The organism is Acinetobacter sp. YH01025, assembly GCF_013420185.1.
Classification (GTDB): domain Bacteria; phylum Pseudomonadota; class Gammaproteobacteria; order Pseudomonadales; family Moraxellaceae; genus Acinetobacter; species Acinetobacter indicus.
This window is the reverse complement of sequence record NZ_VOYR01000008.1, coordinates 67,048-82,329: the sequence shown is the minus strand read 5'-3', so window position 1 is coordinate 82,329 and position 15,282 is coordinate 67,048. Positions and strand designations below refer to the sequence as shown.

Annotated in this window: 12 protein-coding genes and 1 pseudogene; 1 reads left to right on the top strand and 12 read right to left on the bottom strand. The window is 50.0% G+C overall.

The genetic code is table 11. The features are described 5' to 3' along the window. Window positions 1–39: 39 nt before the first annotated feature. Window positions 40–963, top strand: coding sequence for a LysR family transcriptional regulator (locus FTT89_RS09715; protein WP_180108553.1), 924 nt, complete (start codon window positions 40–42; stop codon window positions 961–963). Here the strand turns inward: FTT89_RS09715 and FTT89_RS09710 are convergent. From FTT89_RS09710 to nirB, 12 genes and pseudogenes are all read right to left on the bottom strand, one after another. Continuing rightward, the gene (locus FTT89_RS09710) at window positions 960–1,643 is read right to left on the bottom strand and encodes an ATP-binding cassette domain-containing protein (RefSeq protein WP_168407200.1); all 684 of its coding nucleotides are present in this window, start codon (window positions 1,641–1,643) and stop codon (window positions 960–962) included. The genes FTT89_RS09715 and FTT89_RS09710 overlap by 4 nt on opposite strands. Next, a pseudogene (modB, locus tag FTT89_RS09705) lies at window positions 1,643–2,328 on the bottom strand (molybdate ABC transporter permease subunit). Before modB ends, FTT89_RS09710 begins: the two are co-directional and overlap by 1 nt. 12 nt (window positions 2,329–2,340) lie before the next feature. Further along, window positions 2,341–3,096, bottom strand: a complete 756-nt coding sequence (modA, locus tag FTT89_RS09700) for a molybdate ABC transporter substrate-binding protein (protein WP_168405625.1) — start codon at window positions 3,094–3,096, stop codon at window positions 2,341–2,343. Between the two features lie 11 nt (window positions 3,097–3,107). Continuing rightward, complete coding sequence (locus FTT89_RS09695; RefSeq protein ID WP_180006483.1) at window positions 3,108–4,340, bottom strand: molybdopterin molybdotransferase MoeA; 1,233 nt, start codon at window positions 4,338–4,340, stop codon at window positions 3,108–3,110. Further along, the gene (gene moaCB, locus FTT89_RS09690) at window positions 4,340–5,263 is read right to left on the bottom strand and encodes a bifunctional molybdenum cofactor biosynthesis protein MoaC/MoaB (RefSeq protein ID WP_180006482.1); all 924 of its coding nucleotides are present in this window, start codon (window positions 5,261–5,263) and stop codon (window positions 4,340–4,342) included. Before moaCB ends, FTT89_RS09695 begins: the two co-directional genes overlap by 1 nt. Before the next feature lie 49 nt (window positions 5,264–5,312). Next, the gene (locus FTT89_RS09685; RefSeq protein WP_160241290.1) at window positions 5,313–5,837 is read right to left on the bottom strand and encodes a molybdenum cofactor biosynthesis protein MoaE; all 525 of its coding nucleotides are present in this window, start codon (window positions 5,835–5,837) and stop codon (window positions 5,313–5,315) included. 3 nt (window positions 5,838–5,840) lie between these two features. After that, the gene (locus tag FTT89_RS09680; RefSeq protein WP_016658102.1) at window positions 5,841–6,092 is read right to left on the bottom strand and encodes a MoaD/ThiS family protein; all 252 of its coding nucleotides are present in this window, start codon (window positions 6,090–6,092) and stop codon (window positions 5,841–5,843) included. A gap of 2 nt (window positions 6,093–6,094) precedes the next feature. Continuing rightward, window positions 6,095–7,132 (bottom strand): GTP 3',8-cyclase MoaA, encoded by a 1,038-nt coding sequence (gene moaA, locus FTT89_RS09675; RefSeq protein WP_168398182.1) that lies wholly within the window; start codon window positions 7,130–7,132, stop codon window positions 6,095–6,097. Between the two features lie 177 nt (window positions 7,133–7,309). After that, window positions 7,310–7,939, bottom strand: coding sequence for a molybdenum cofactor guanylyltransferase (locus tag FTT89_RS09670; protein ID WP_127799927.1), 630 nt, complete (start codon window positions 7,937–7,939; stop codon window positions 7,310–7,312). Beyond that, window positions 7,936–10,713 carry a nitrate reductase gene (locus tag FTT89_RS09665; protein WP_180134137.1) on the bottom strand — a complete coding sequence of 926 codons (2,778 nt, stop codon included), beginning with the start codon at window positions 10,711–10,713 and terminating at the stop codon, window positions 7,936–7,938. The genes FTT89_RS09670 and FTT89_RS09665 overlap by 4 nt, the downstream gene beginning before the upstream one ends. Window positions 10,714–11,010: 297 nt before the next feature. Continuing rightward, window positions 11,011–12,621 carry a nitrite reductase small subunit NirD gene (nirD, locus tag FTT89_RS09660; protein ID WP_180134138.1) on the bottom strand — a complete coding sequence of 537 codons (1,611 nt, stop codon included), beginning with the start codon at window positions 12,619–12,621 and terminating at the stop codon, window positions 11,011–11,013. A 93-nt stretch (window positions 12,622–12,714) separates the two neighbouring features. After that, window positions 12,715–15,261: a nitrite reductase large subunit NirB gene (gene nirB, locus FTT89_RS09655; protein WP_218954829.1), complete on the bottom strand. Its 2,547-nt coding sequence runs from the start codon at window positions 15,259–15,261 to the stop codon at window positions 12,715–12,717. Window positions 15,262–15,282: the final 21 nt, after the last annotated feature.

Below are 15,282 nucleotides of genomic sequence, written 5' to 3'. Positions count from 1 at the left end.
TTAAAATCTATCAATATCACGCTGGTCAGGTCTTAAATGGTGAATACCCCATTTTCGCGTTTTTCAGACTATTTTATTGCGGTGGCGCAAACCGGCAGCTTGCGTAAGGCAGCCGAACAGCTGTTTATTTCGGTATCTGCCGTGCATCGACAAATTGTACTGGCCGAGCAGGAACTTGGGATTGCACTATTTGAACGTCTGAATCATGGGCTACGGCTGACTTTGGCCGGAGAGTTACTGTATGCCGATCTGTTAAAATGGCAAAAGGAATTTCAGCAGACCCGCATCCGTTTTGATGAAATTCAGGGCCTGCATCGTGGCAGCATTGAATTTGGCTTAATTTCAGCGCTCAGCGAAAGTTTTGTGCTGCAGTCGATGCAACACATGAGCCAGCATTATCCCTGGATTGATTTTCACGTGCATGTGCTGGACAGTGAAAAAGTCGCGCAGATGATTCAGGCCGCGGAGCTGGATTTTGGTCTGCTGCTGAATCCGCAAGCGCATCCGCATTTAGAAGTGGTGGCTTTTGTGGAAATTCCGCTGGGTTTTGTGATTCCAGTTGAGCATCCTCTGGCAGAACAAACACCGCTGTATTTTTCCGATACCTTGCCTTATGCCCATTTAATGCCAGCACCACCGCTGATTATTCATGAATATGTCAGCGCGCTGTATAAGCACCATCAGTTTAGTCCTCGTAGCCGCATCGAATGTAATGACATTCGCATGTTAATGTCATTGTTAAAGCAGAATTTGGGGCTGGGGCTAATGAGTTATTTAGATGCACTGCCGCTCCTGGAACATCAAACAGCCATCTTTAAACCGGTTCAGGACAAAGGTTTATATCCACTGACGCTGGCCCTGTGTGTGGCACCGAAACGACAGCTTTCCCGGATTGCGCAAATCATGATGAAACAGTTAACCGAGCAGATGGAGCAGCTACAACAGCAAATTGCCGAGCTTTAACAAACCGGCTGAATCAAAGGTACTACCTTGTCCCGTTGCAAACTGCTGATGCCCTGCACTTTTTGCATTTGATACACCGTGGCCTGAAGTTCCAGCAGTTCTTCCGGATGATGGGTCACATAAATCATACCCAGCTGCAATTCGCGCTGAATGCGTTTTAAAAATGGCAGTATCTGCTGTTTTAACTGCTGATCCAGTCCGCTTAAAGGTTCATCCAGCAGCAATAACTGCGGTGCAGACAATAAAGCCCGGCCAATCGAAACGCGCTGTGCTTCCCCGCCGGATAATTGATGCGCTTTGCGTCGAATCAGCCTGGACAGTTCTAACAGCTCAACAATCTGCTCAAACTCAAATTTACGCTGTGCCAGCGGCTGTAAACCTTCTGCATATCTTAAATTCTGCTCAACATTCAAATGCGGAAATAACAGGGCTTTCTGAAAAATCAGGGCAATTTTACGTTGATGCACAGGCACAAATACCTGCTGCTGGGTATCGAGCAATAAACGGTGATTCAGCACAATCCGGCCCTGTTGCGGCCGTAACAGTCCAGCCAGCAGATGCAGAAAGCTGGTTTTCCCGGAACCGGAGGGCCCCAGAATGCCAACAATCTGCTCTGCACAGGCCAGCTGCAGCTGTAATTTGAACTGCGCATTCTGATAATCAATCTGACAATCCAGCATCAGCTTTGCCCCAATTTACGTTGATATCTGTGCAGAATAAAATAATTGGCCAGTAAGGCGGCAAAAGCCAAGCCGGTGGATAACAGCACCAGACGCATGGCAGCAGCTTCGCCATCAGGCTGTTGAATGAGCGTATAAATAGCGATGGGAATGGTGCGGGTTTCATCCGGGATATTGCCAACAAAGGTAATGGTGGCGCCAAATTCACCCAGACTGCGGCTAAAGCCCAGAATACTGCCCATAAGAATCCCGGGCAGCACCAGCGGTAAGCTAATACTGAAAAAGACTTTCAGCTGCGCAGCCCCAAGTGAGGCTGCCACCTGTTCCAGCTGTGGATTTAACATTTGCAAAGACAAACGAATCGGTTGAACCAGCAAGGGAAACGCCACTAGCATGGCAGCCAGTACTGCGCCTTTCCAGTTAAACGCCAGCTCAATGCCCAGTGGGCCAAAACCTGTCCAATCCAGCCTTGCGGGCTAAACAGCACCAGCAATACATAGCCCAGCACTACCGGTGGTAAAACCATCGGCAGTTGTAACATGGCTTCAAGCAAAAACTTGCTGCGAAATTCATAGCGTGCCAGCATCCAGCCCAGACAAATTGCAAATGGCAGGCAAAACAAGGTCGCGACACTGGCCACTTTAGCAGACAGATATAAACCACTTAGTTCTTCGGGACTGAGCATCAAAGCAGCAACCTAGGGACGAAAACCATGTTGAACAAAAATCTTGTGAGCCGCGACGCTACCCAGATAGCGCCGGAACTTGACCGCCTGACGATTCTTTTCACCCTGTTTGGTTAAAGCCGCGGTATAGACAATGTCCGGATGGGTCTGTACCGGAAACGCACCCAGCACTTTTACTTTATCGCTACTGACGGCATCGCTGCGATAAACAATGCCGACCTGACAGGCACCGCGCTCGACAAAGGCCAAAGCAGCCCGGGCATCCGACGCGCCAATAATGCGTTTTTCCAGCCGTTTATACCAGCCCAGCTTGGTCAGACTATGTTTGGCATATTTTCCAATCGCCACCGAATCGACCTGTCCGGTACACAGCCGGCCCGTAAAGGCCTGAGGAAAATTAAAGGTAGGATGCGCCCGAAACGGAATCCGCGCATCTTTCAGGGCAATTGCCACCAGCTGGTTATAAATAATTGGTTTGACCTGACTGGCTTTGACCTTGTTGCGTTTCACCAGATAGGTCATCCAGTCCTGATCGGCCGGAAAATAAAGATCGACTTTTGCACCGCGGACAATATGTTTGGCCAAGGTCGATGAAGTGCCAAAAACCGGTACAATCTTGGCTTCTGGATGTTGCAGCTGATAATGCCGAATCACATCCGTCAATGCCGGGCCCAGACTTGCAGCTGCATACACCTGAACGGAATTGGCTCGACTGAATGTGCTTAAGCACAAGGCGACACAGATTAAACCCAGTTGGATGGTCTTCAAAACGCACTCCCTCAATGCTGTATGAATATTCCCTTTAAGCATTGGCCTTTTTGAATCGGCTGATGGGCAGGCACACGCACCAGACAGTTGGCATACATCAGATTACTGAGCATATGCGACTGCTGCTTGGCTAAACTGTGCAGTTTCAACACCCCATCTTCAAAACAGGCGGCCATTCTTAAAATCCTTTCTCTCGCATCGGGCTTTAAGTCATGTTGTATTTGCCCTGTCCACCACGCGGGCGGCTGACTTTGCCCTTGTAATACTTCTAATAAAGTTTGTGTATAGATCGAGATTCCAACATATACCGCCGCAGGATTGCCCGGCAATGCCAATAAGTGACAAAATTTGTTAGCCGATTTTCGGTATCTGGCGAAAAAAACCGGTTTCCCCGGCTTCTGTTTCACTTTCCAGAACACCTGCTCAAAGCCTACATTTAAAGCCACCGGACGGATAAAATCATAATCACCAACCGAAATTCCGCCAGTGCTGATGATGACATCATACTCCTCCTGAAGTTGCTGAAAGTATCGGATTAAGGCAATTTCATTATCTTCCACATGCACAATATGCACAGGTTGATGCCGTGCCTGACACCAGGATGCAATTAAAGGCGCATTGGCATCAAAAATTTTTCCTGCTTGCAGATCTGCAGCCGACTGCGCGACTTCATCGCCGGTAATCAGCACGGCAACTTTAGGCTGCTGATAGACCTGTACCTGATCAATACCGGCCATGCTTAAGGCGGCAATTGCGCCGATATTTAAATATTGTCCGGCTGACGCCAGTAACTTACCTTGGCTAATTTCTTCGCCCACATCCCGGATATCGGCATGCAGTTTGAGCGCAGCCTCCAGCTGAATCAGATGACTAGACATCCGCTGTACAATTTCCTGACGTGCCACCGTGGTGGTGCCGGCAGGAATGGGCGCGCCGGTAAAAATACGCATCGCCTGTCCACGCTGCAGCGTCACATCGGCTGATTGACCTGCCCGGATTTCACCGACCAGCTGGAACTGCGCGCCTGGCGCTATCTCTCCATCGCTACACAGGGCATAACCATCGACTGCACTTTGGGAAAATAAAGGCAGATCAATCCCCGCATAAATATCTTCAGCTAAATAGCGATGCAAGCCCTGTTGTAGCTGCAGGGTTTCCACCTCCAGACAGGGCGTTGCCGCAATTATCTTGTCCAACGCCTGATCCAGACTGATCAGCCCGCTTTCTGCACCACAGCCTGACATTATTGATAGCCTCCTGCATGTGGAATATTTTTCTGCACATCAAAGACATGCACCAAGGCCGGTAATACCGCCAGCAAGGATTCCTTCGCGCCTTGACGGCTGCCCGGTAAAGTCATCACCAGACTATTTTCAATATAGCCAGCCACTCCACGGCTTAAAGCCGCATACGGCGTGCGTTTCTGGCCAAAACTGCGCGAGGCTTCCATTAGCCCCGGAATTTCCCGTTCTAATAGCGGAGCCAGGGTTTCTACGGTTAAATCTTTCGGGCCAAGACCGGTGCCGCCGACGGTTAAAATCAGCGGATACTGATTTTTCTGCTGTTCAATTAAAGCCAGCAGCTGTTCCGGGCTATCCGGAATCACCTGATACTGAACCTGCTGGAAATTGGCCTCTGCCAATATTTCCAGAATCTTCTGGCCGGCGGTATCCGGTTTTTTACCCGCGGCGACGGTATCGGACAGCACAATCACCGAGGCTGGCATCGGCTGCGCCAAGACCCGGCTAAAATGGGATTTACCGCCTTTTTTCTGCTGTAATTTGCATTGATCCAGACACAAATCTTCCGGTTCACAATGCGGTTTCAGCATGTCGTATAAGGTCAGTCCGGCCAGACTGGCTGCGGTTAAGGCTTCCATCTCGACACCGGTCGGACCAATAGTTTCTACCGTGGCAATAATCTCGACATGCTGTTCATGCAGTTCATAATCCACATCAGCCCGGTAAATGGGTAAAGGATGGCACAGCGGAATCAGCTCATCGGTACGTTTGGCTGCCAGAATACCGGCAATACGCGCAGTTTTCAGCGCATCGCCTTTTTCGGTATTGCCCTGACGCAGCAGCTCGATACAGTGCGGCGGCGCATATAAAATGGCACTGGCCACCGCAGTACGATAGGTTTCGGCTTTCATGCCTACATTTTTCATGACTTTATTCCGGAATTATTGATTTAAAAAATTAGGCTTAACATCGGATTTAAAGCGGCCATTGATAGGCGTTTTCGCCTGCATGGGAGTGATTGCAGCAATCGGTTTGCGTATTCGCTTCCACTGGCGGATGATCTTTACGAATACAACAGCCTTCGACATACTGGCTGCTGCCATCGCAATAAAATTCTTCTTTCCAAACCGGGACTTCATGTTTGACCCGCTCCACCGCCACCTCACAGGCCTGAAAGGCTTCACGGCGATGCGGTGCATACGCCATGGCAATAATTGCGGTTTCACCAATGGCTAAATCCCCAATCCGGTGGATGACCCGCACATACGACACGCCATATTGCTGCTGAATTTCCTGCTCAATCTGCCGGATCATTTTTTCTGCCACCGGTGCATAGGCGGTATATTTCAGCGACTGCACCGCTTTACCTTCATGATGGTTGCGAACTGTGCCCACAAAAATGCCAATGCCACCACATTCGGGAAAGTGCTGAATCTCATCGAAGCTGGACTGGCTGAGTGGCATATCCTGAATCCGGGCAAACTGTTTTAGATGTTGCATCGTTTAACCTCCTGCCACCGGTGACAGCAACACCAGCGTGGTACTGTGCTGCAAAGTCTGCTGGCGTGGCACAATATCTTCACCAATCGCGCAGGCACAACGTTCGACCAGAGACGCTGCCGCTGGATAACTGTGGTTTAACTGCAGCAACAAGTCCGCAATGGCCGTACCGGGCAGGCACTGCATCTGAATAGTTTCTGGCAGCGCCTGTTTTACAGCGCCAAAGGCTTCAATCTGAATCAGGATATCGTGCATACTTAACCTCCAATCATATACATGCTGATTTTCCGGGTGCTCCCGGCAGTGGTTGTGGCTTGAGAATGAATGGCATGAAAGCCGGCTTTTTTCTGCCAGATATAGCTTTGTAATTGCTGCAGTAACTGCTCACGTGCCACGGGCGCCGTGTGAGTCTGTAGCTGTTCAATCAATACTTTTAAGGGCACAGGCTGTTCGGCAAACAGGCAGTTATACAGTTCACCCTGGGCACTTAAACGCAACCGGTCACACTGGCCACAAAAGGCATGACTGATGGTGGAAATAATCCCTACCGGGTGGCCATCGACCCGATATTCCCGTGCCGGATTCGCGCCTTGGCTGTGGATGGCTTCGACCGGAAAATGCAGGCTTAGGCGTTGCAAAATCTCCTGTTCCGTCACTACATGCGCGGCGCTCCAGCGACCATCACCATCCAGCGGCATAAATTCAATAAAACGTAGCGCAATCTGCCGGGCTTTGCTCCACTGCAAAAGTGGCACCATCTGGTCGTCATTAATGCCTTTAATGAGCACGCTATTTAGTTTGACAGGCAAATGCGCCTGCTGGGCGGCCTGAATCCCGTCAAGTACCGGCTTTAACTGTTTTTGGGTTAGCGTAAAAAACTGCTGCGGATCTAAACTGTCGAGGCTGATATTTAAATCATCCAGACCGGCCTGTTTTAATTCCTGCGCATAGTGGCTTAAATAATGGCCATTTGTGGTCATGGAAATTCTCGCCAGCCCCAATTGGCGTAGCGGCTGTAAATCCCGGATAAAATGCACCACCCCCTGACGCATCAACGGTTCGCCGCCGGTAATGCGGATATGCTGAATCCCCTGCTCAACCATCAACTGGCAAAACTGCAGCAAGGCTTCAAAACTCAGCAACTGATGTTTCTTCATCCATTCAGGATGTTCAGGCATACAGTAGACGCATTTAAAATTGCAGCGATCGGTCACAGAAATCCGCAGTTTGCGTTTGCTCCGGCCAAACTGATCCTGAAAATATGCGGGTCTCACGGGAATCTGGGGATTGATCACGCCTGTTATCCTCTGGGCAATTGCTTCATGGCTGTGCAATAGGCAATAGGTTTGCACGGATCACATGCCGCGCTTTAGGCTTGAATTTGCAATTAATGTTCCAACTTTGGGCTTTTAATAAAGAGAGTGTTTAAATTCTGCCCAGCACATGCTAGAAGCGAAGAAATGAGATGATTTTTAAAGAAATTTCAGCTGACGATACTGTTGCAGTTCATCCAGCGAGTTAATACTGTGAAAAAATAGCGCACGATTTTTAAATTTTGCCACCTGAGCATGCATTTCTGCGAAACAGTGCTTTAAACTGCGCTGATGTTGTGCAAGATGCGCGCGAAGTGTGGGCAAACTGCTGCGTTTCATCAGACAAAATGGATACAGCGCCTGCCCGTTCATCATCACATAGGCCACGTCGGCCTGCGGCTGTCTGGCCAGACGCTGATGCAACCGTGGCAGCACATCGGGCGGAATATAGGTCACATCACAGGGAATAAACAGCACATAGTCGGCCTGTACATGGCCCCAGGCGCTTTTCATGCCCATCAACGGGCCTAGAAAACCGCCTTCATCATCATGATAACAATGCAGATGCGGCAGCAATCTGGCATAAATGGAACGATCACGATGGCTATTGATCCACAATTGCTGAATTTCCGTTTTAAAGCGCCGCTGGATTTTGAGCAGCTGGATATCATCATCAAACTTTTGTAGCAGCTTGTTCATGCCATTCATGCGGCGGGCTTGTCCGCCCGCCAGAATGACCAGATCCGTGGCAGGATAATCCATCTGAATGGTGGCATAGTTGCGATTCATGGCATTTCCTCCATCTGACAGGCTTTAATCAGGCCACGAATTTCCGGTAAACATGAACCGCAATTGCCGCCAGCTTTTAAACAGGCCGTGACCTGTTTTTCATGGCTTAACTGCTGCTCCCGAATGGTCTGGATGATGCGGTTTTTGCCGACTTTAAAGCAGCTACATACCAGCGGTCCTTCATTGTTCTGTACCGACATGGCCTGTCCGGCCAGCAAGGCTTTGCGATGCGTGGCACTTAAACGCTCACGTTTAAACAGGCTGGCAACCCAGTCCCGATCGGGCAATAAAGCGTTGGGCGCAATATACAGGCTGGCAATTAAAATCCCGTCCTGTAACACCACACTATGGCTGATGAATGCCGATGGATCTTCCAGCTGCAGCCATTCAAAGCGGCTATCTTCCAGCTGCAGCAGCTGTTTAATCTGTGCGGCGGTATGTTTAAATTTTTTCCGGTCGGCCAGTTCATAACGCACCGCTTTGGCGGTCTGAATCTTGCTCCACCACGCTACCTGCGCCAAAGTGGCCTGAACTGCCGCTTCATGACCGTGGCGAATATACAGCACGCCCTGCCAGTCGGTATAAAATGGCTGGATGCTAGCCGGGGTATGTTTAAATTCGGGTTCGCCGGAAATGGCATCCACCACCGGATTGACCACTTTTCCAATTCGCGCATCGGAAGCGACCTGATCATTCCAGTGAATGGGCGCAAACAGCTGACCACGGCGAATACCAGTCGAAACTTCAACCCGCAGTACACAACTGCCCCAGCGGGATTTCAGCTCCACCAGTTCCCCATCTTTCAGGCCATATTTCAGTGCATCATTGGGGTGAATTTCACAATAGGGCTCGGCTTTGTGAGTGCTTAAATTGGCCGATAAACCGGTACGGCTCATGGTGTGCCACTGGTCACGAATCCGGCCAGTATTCAGAATGAGAGAATAATCTTCACAAGCGCCATGTACCGGGTCGATGGCCTGAGTGGCAATAAAACGGGCTTTGCCATTCGGAAAGCTAAACTGCCCCTGGGTAAACAGCTGTTCCACCGGTGGATTCTGCTGAGGCGTTAATACTGGCCATTGCAACGGCTGCAGCTGTTCATACTGTTGCAGGCTTAGCTGGCTCAGACCGCTTAAATTAAAGTAGCGAAATAGCGGATAGTCCTGACGCTGTGTCACCGGACCATTTTCACAGGCCGATAAAGCCGCATGTTCCAGAAAAATCTCATGCACATGCTGATAATCGAAACCTCGAAAGCCCATGGCCTTGGCCACCTGACTGATCGCCCACCAGTCGGCCTTGGCCTGACCCGGTACGGGCAAAAAGGCACGCTGTCTGGAAATGCGCCGTTCGGAATTGGTAACACTGCCTTCTTTTTCGCCCCAGCCCAAAGCTGGTAATAAAACATCGGCATAGGCAGTGCTATCGGTATCCTGACAGATATCCGACACCACCACAAAATCACATTGCGCCAAGGCGCGTTTGACCTGATCGGCATTGGGTAAACTCACCACCGGATTGGTGGCCATAATCCACAGTGCCTTGATTTTCCCGGCTTCTACCGCTTCAAACAGATCGACCGCTTTTAACCCGGCTTGAGAGGCAATTTTGGGGCTGTCCCAGAACTGCTGTACCAGCTGCTGATGGGCCGGCTGATCCAGATCCAGATGTGCCGCCAGCATATTGGCCAGTCCCCCCACTTCACGGCCACCCATGGCATTCGGTTGTCCGGTCATGGAAAACGGTGCTGCGCCCGGCTTGCCAATTTTGCCTGTTAACAGATGGCAATTGATAATACTGTTGGCTTTATTCACCCCTTGTGAAGACTGGTTCACCCCCATCGAAAACAGGGTCATGACTTTGTCAGTCTGGGCAAACTTTTCAAAAAACAGCTGTAATTTCTCGGCAGAAATCCCGGTACGCGCTGCCACATTTTCCAGCTGCTGCTCCGCGGCGCTGGCTTCTAACGCCTGCTGCAAGCCTTCGGTATAGGCAGCGGTAAAATTGTGGTCCTGATGACCGTTTTGCTGTAAGTACTGCAGCAAGCCGTTAAACAGCGCCACATCTTGCCCGAGCATAATCGGCAAATGTAAATCGGCCGCTTCACAGGTCGCGGTAAAGCGTGGGGCGACCACCACCACAAACAGATTGCACTGTTCTTTGGCCTGCATCATACGCTGATACAGAACCGGATGGCACCAGGCAGTATTGGAACCGACCAGCACCACCATCTCGGTCTGTTCAAAATCTGCATAGCTAGCAGGCACCAGATCTTCACCAAAGGCCCGTTTATGCGCCGCCACCGCAGAGGACATACACAGCCGCGAGTTGGTATCAATATTGGCCGTGCCCAAATAACCTTTGACGAATTTATTGACCACATAATAGTCTTCGGTCAGCAATTGCCCAGAAACATAAAAAGCAATACTTTCCGGACCATACTGCTCGATACAATGCTGGAATTTTTGCGCAATTTCGGTGGTGGCAGTCTGCCAGTCTGTTGGCTGACGGTTGTCCTTACGGCCCAGCATTGGGGTTAATACCCGTGTCTCTAGCCCCAAGGTATCGGCCAGATTGCTACCTTTAATACACAGCTTGCCAAAGTTGGCTGGATGCTGCACATCGCCTTCGACTTTCACCTGCACGCCTTGTGGTGAATGGCTGACATGAGCCCTCACCCCACAACCAACCCCACAATAAGGACAGGTGGTTTGCGTAGTCATCGTTTTTAATTCTGTGGAGCTTTCAAGTTCCACAACGGGAATGCTGTTCATGGATGCTCCTTAGATGCTGAAACACAATTTAATTCTTTTCAAAAAGATTCATTCCAACGCTGTCTTTTCAATGCAACTCATTTATCTGGATTAAGCTTCGGTTCGACCTACTTTTCTTTCGGGAAAAGTAGGCAAAACCTGAGCCACACTGTGGCGTAAGAACCGCAAAACTCGCCTTCATCGGGCATTTATCAAAAAGGTTGCAGAAACATTCATTTTCATATTTTGTCCTGGCTCAAACAGTTGCGGATGACGTTTCCGTGTATCCGCTTAAGTACAGGACAGAATAGTTTGTTCTTAACCCGCTTTCTTTAATGCAAAATCTTTACCAAACAGCAGTTTGTTGCGGATTTGATGAATCGGGGTCTGATCTGCAATCAGCTCGGCATACCAGGCGCCATCTTCGGTATCGCCAAACAGTACTGCACCAATGACTTTGTCTTTCTGGATGATGATGCGTTTATAAATCTGACGTTTTTCATCCTTCAGGACAATGTCTTCAAAATCATCTTCCGGTTCAAAATTACCGGCCGAGAACACATCACAACCACTGACTTTGAGCTGGGTCGGAACAGTAGGTGCCTTAAAGGTCAAGCTGCCGTGTTCTGCCAGATGCGAGGCGCAAATGAAGGCCTGTCCCCACAGCGGCTCTACCAGACCAAAAGTTTGACCACGATGTTCGATACACTCACCGACTGCATAAATACTCGGGTCATAACTTTGCATGGTGTCATTGACCAGCACCCCACGCTGACAGCGCAGGCCGGCACTTTGCGCCAGTGCAATATTCGGACGGATTCCTACCGCAAACACCACCAGATCGGCATCGAGCAGCGTGCCATCTTTTAGCCGGACTTGTGTGACATGGCCATTTTCACCAAGCAGCATTCCGGTATTGGCTTCGGTCAGTACATGAATACCTTTTTCTTCAATACTGTTTTTCAGCATCAGGCTGGCTTTGCTATCCAGCTGACGATCCATAATACGGTCCATCAGATGCAGCACGGTAACGTTCATGCCACGCTGTTTCAAACCATAGGCCGCTTCAAGTCCAAGTAAACCACCACCAATAACCACAGCATTTCGTTTCTGTTCGCAATATTGCAGCATCCTGTTCACATCATAGATATCGCGGAAGCTGAGCACACCGTCCAGCTCTGTGCCCGGAATTGGTGGAATAAAGGGCTGCGAGCCAGTGGCTAAAATCAGCCGGTCATAATTCACCACCTGCCCCGACTGGGTGAAGACTTGCTTGCGTGGACGATCAATTTTCACCGCAGCATCACCGGCAATCAGCTGAATACCTTTTTCGGCATACCAGGCATGCGGATGCAGCATGATATCGTCCACCGTTTTATCACCGGCCAAGACCGGGGACAGCATAATCCGGTTGTAGTTGCCCCACGGTTCTTCGCCAATCACGGTAATCTCGTAACGATCAGGTGCCATATCCAGCAAATCTTCCAGACAGCGCATGCCCGCCAGACCATTACCCACCAGCACCAGCTTCATTTTTTCCTGTTGCACGCCATTATTGGTGATATAGGTTTTTTGTGCGGTCGGACTGACAAAAACCCGGCCCTGTTCAATTTTGCTTGGAAACACCAGTAATTTCTGGTCTTTATCTTCCAGACAGCGGCCGGTGGCCAGACTGAAATGCTGTTTATAGATTGGTGATGCCACCACACGCTCACCTTGCAAATCGCCAAGAATGCCGCGCGACATCACATTGGCGCCGCTAAACGGGTCCTGATTACTCAGGGCATAAACACGCTGTTCCTGCCCCACACGGAAAATTGCAATCTGCTGGCCTTCCACCAAGGCTGCCACGCCGGTATGTGGTGTAATCTCCTCCAGATGACAGACCTCTACCCAATCCAATTCATTCATATCTTTTAAAATTGTCATCATCGTTATCCTGTGCTTTGGCATCTTCTGCTGCATATCCCATTTGGTTTTTCTGGCGGATTTGCTTTAGAAGATGCATCTTGATCTTGAAGGTTATGCCCGCATCACCGGAATCCGGCTTTCATCACGCTCGGCTGCCGTTTTCGGGCGAATCTGCCCACGCTCGGTGGCAAACTGGATGTGCGGATCGTGCTGCTGCTCGGCTTTGGCATTGATAAAGGTTTTAAAGCGTTTGCGTACTTCCGGATCTTCAATCGCAGTACGCCATTCATCCTGATAAGTACCCACCACATGCTGCATGCGACGTTCCAGTTCTGCGGCCAGACCTAAGGAATCGTGCACAATCACGTCTTTCAGATAATCCAGCCCGCCCTCCAGGTTGTCGCGCCAAACCGAAGTACGTTGTAAACGGTCTGCGGTTTGAATGTAGAACATAAAGAAGCGGTCGATGTATTTGATTAAGGTGCTGGTATCCAGATCGGAAGCCAGCAGCTCGGCATGACGCGGTTTCATGCCACCGTTACCGCAAACATACAGGTTCCAGCCTTTTTCAGTGGCAATCACGCCCACATCTTTACTTTGTGCTTCGGCACATTCACGGGTACAGCCCGATACGGCCATTTTCAGTTTGTGTGGAGAGCGCAGGCCTTTGTAACGGTTTTCCAGGAAAATCGCCAAACCAACTGAATCATCCACGCCATAACGGCACCAGGTGCTACCCACGCAAGATTTCACGGTACGCAGTGACTTGCCGTAGGCATGACCCGATTCAAAACCGGCATCAATCAGTTTTTGCCAGATTTCCGGTAACTGATGTACCTGCGCCCCAAACATATCCACGCGCTGACCACCGGTCAGTTTGGTGTACAGGCCGTATTCCTTGGCAATCTGGCCAATGGCAATCAGGCCATCTGGAGTCACTTCACCACCGGCCATTCGTGGGACCACCGAATAAGAACCATCTTTCTGGATATTGCCCAGATAGTAGTCATTGCTATCTTGCAGGCCGGCATGACTTGGTTTTAGCACAAAGTCATTCCAGCAGGAGGCCAGAATATTGGCCACAGTTGGTTTACAGATATCACAGCCCAGACCGTGACCATGTTGCTGGATTAAATCTTCAAAAGTCTTGATCTCGTTCACACGCACCAGGTGATACAGTTCCTGACGCGAATAGGCAAAGTGTTCACAAAGATGGTTATTGACCGTCACCCCTTGACGCTGCAATTCGGCTTTTAATACCTGAGTCACTAAAGGTGCACAGCCCCCACAAGCAGTTGCGGCCTGGGTACATTTCTTCAGTGCCCCAAGTGAAGTTGAACCGGCTTCAATCGCCTGGCAGATATCGGCTTTAGACACGTTATTACAGGAACAGATGGTGGCGCTGTCTGGCAGCAAATCGACACCGCTGCCACCGGCTTTGGCACCTGACTCGGCAAAGCCCGGCATGATCAGGCTTTCTGGCTGTTCTGGAACTGCCAGACCATTCAGCATCATTTGCAGTAGATCGTTATATTCTTTGGCACAGCCAACCAGCACCGCACCCAGCAATCGGTTTTTTTCCGCATTAACCACAATTTTCTTGTAGATCAGCGCATCTTCATCGGCATAAAAATAGCTGAGTGAATTTGGAGTCATGGCATGTGCATCACCAATAGATGCCACATCCACACCCATCAGCTTTAATTTAGTGCTCATGTCGGCGCCAGCAAAGCAGTTCGGGTTTTGCTGCATCACATGCTTGGCGGCAATTCGAGCCATGTCATAGCCCGGTGCGACCAGACCGTAAATCTTGTTTTGCCACAGCGCACATTCCCCAATCGCATAAATATCCAGATTGGAAGTCTGACAGTAATCATTAATCACAATCCCGCCGCGCTCGCCAATGCTGAGTCCGCTTTGGCGCGCCAGTTCATCACGTGGACGAATCCCGGCAGAAAACAGGATGATATCGGTTTCCAGTTCAGCGCCATCACCAAACTTCATCACATGCTTGGCCGACGCGCCATCTTCAATTGAGGAGGTGGCTTTCTGGGTATGGACTTTCACGCCCAGATCTTCAATTTTGCTGCGCAGCACCTTACCGCCCAGGTCATCAACCTGCACCGCCATCAGACGCGGCGCAAACTCGACTACATGGGTTTCCAGATTTAGGTCTTTTAAGGCTTTGGCTGCTTCCAGACCAAGTAAACCGCCACCAATCACGACACCAGATTTGGCATTCAGACTAGCGGCTTTAATTGCATCCAGATCTTCAATAGTGCGGTAAACAAAGCAGTTTTCACGGTCATTGCCCGGAATAGGTGGCACAAAGGCATAAGAGCCCGTCGCCAGTACCAGTTTGTCATAGGCAATCACATCACCCTGATTGGTGGTGACCAGTTTATGTACCGGGTCAATAGCCGTGGCTTTGGTATTGAGGCGCAGATCAATGCCATAGGCATCGGCGAAGTCACTGCGGCATAGACTTAGGTCTTTGGCAGACTTGCCGGTGAAGTATTCAGTTAAATGTACGCGATCATAAGCTAAACGCGGTTCTTCTGCCAAAATGGTGATTTCAACTTCATCGCCCGCAGTTTCCAAAACCGATTCGATAAATTTGTGGCCGACCATACCGTGGCCAATCATGACAAGTTTCATACAGTTCTCCTCAATAATATT

Coding starts and splice junctions, on each gene's coding strand:
- FTT89_RS09670 (WP_127799927.1), bottom strand. CDS start 7,939: ATGAATCGCAACTATGCCACCATTCAGATGGATTATCCTGCCACGGAT.
- moaCB (WP_180006482.1), bottom strand. CDS start 5,263: ATGAAAAATGTAGGCATGAAAGCCGAAACCTATCGTACTGCGGTGGCC.
- FTT89_RS09685 (WP_160241290.1), bottom strand. CDS start 5,837: ATGCAACATCTAAAACAGTTTGCCCGGATTCAGGATATGCCACTCAGC.
- FTT89_RS09680 (WP_016658102.1), bottom strand. CDS start 6,092: ATGCACGATATCCTGATTCAGATTGAAGCCTTTGGCGCTGTAAAACAG.
- FTT89_RS09710 (WP_168407200.1), bottom strand. CDS start 1,643: ATGCTGGATTGTCAGATTGATTATCAGAATGCGCAGTTCAAATTACAG.
- nirB (WP_218954829.1), bottom strand. CDS start 15,261: ATGAAACTTGTCATGATTGGCCACGGTATGGTCGGCCACAAATTTATC.
- nirD (WP_180134138.1), bottom strand. CDS start 12,621: ATGACAATTTTAAAAGATATGAATGAATTGGATTGGGTAGAGGTCTGT.
- FTT89_RS09665 (WP_180134137.1), bottom strand. CDS start 10,713: ATGAACAGCATTCCCGTTGTGGAACTTGAAAGCTCCACAGAATTAAAA.
- FTT89_RS09695 (WP_180006483.1), bottom strand. CDS start 4,340: ATGTCAGGCTGTGGTGCAGAAAGCGGGCTGATCAGTCTGGATCAGGCG.